Origin of the sequence: Pseudomonas frederiksbergensis, from assembly GCF_003732665.1 — a bacterium.
In the GTDB taxonomy this organism is placed as follows: Bacteria; Pseudomonadota; Gammaproteobacteria; order Pseudomonadales; family Pseudomonadaceae; genus Aquipseudomonas; species Aquipseudomonas frederiksbergensis_G.
Genome location: NZ_MOBP01000233.1, coordinates 1 through 433 on the forward strand (window position 1 = coordinate 1; position 433 = coordinate 433).

At 54.5% G+C, this 433-nt stretch carries 2 protein-coding genes; both read right to left on the minus strand.

Annotation, left to right across the window (positions count from 1 at the left end):
• A partial coding sequence (zapA, locus tag BK665_RS33970) for a cell division protein ZapA (RefSeq protein ID WP_148053313.1) occupies positions 1–144 on the minus strand: 144 nt, incomplete at its 3' end.
• Positions 141–371, minus strand: coding sequence for a hypothetical protein (locus tag BK665_RS33975; protein WP_019691434.1), 231 nt, complete (start codon positions 369–371; stop codon positions 141–143). The genes BK665_RS33975 and zapA, both read right to left, overlap by 4 nt.
• Positions 372–433: the final 62 nt, after the last annotated feature.

Consider the following 433-nt stretch of genomic DNA (forward strand, 5'->3'; position numbering starts at 1 on the left):
GTATTTCTTTTTGGTCTCGGCCAGCACCGCTTTCAACATTAATGCGGCGTCCAGCAGGGTCTGCTCTTCCCCGGCCGGCGCCTTGATCGAATAGTCTTCCCCAAGAATCGAGACGACTTTTATCCCGTCGGCACCGTGTCTCATGCGTTCACAGGACCTGCGCTCACGCGCTCAACCAGCGCTTGAATGCGAGCAACGGTGGCGCCCTGTTTCTCTTCCTGTTCCATCAGGCTCAGTTGCAGGCTTTCGTTTTCATCCTTGGCCTGGGCCAGTTCTGCACTCAGTGTTGCGTTCGTGCCGAGCAGCTCCTGGTTCTGTTGCACCAGGTCGCTGACCAGTTGTTCCAATTGGCTTAGGGATGCTTCCAACATTTTGATTTTCCGAGCATTTTCAAAGGGCGCGTACGATAAAGAAAAGTCACCACTGACGCCAG

What these genes read in the sequence shown, in the direction of transcription:
- BK665_RS33975 (WP_019691434.1), bottom strand. Translation starts at nt 371, where the DNA reads ATGTTGGAAGCATCCCTAAGCCAATTGGAACAACTGGTCAGCGACCTG.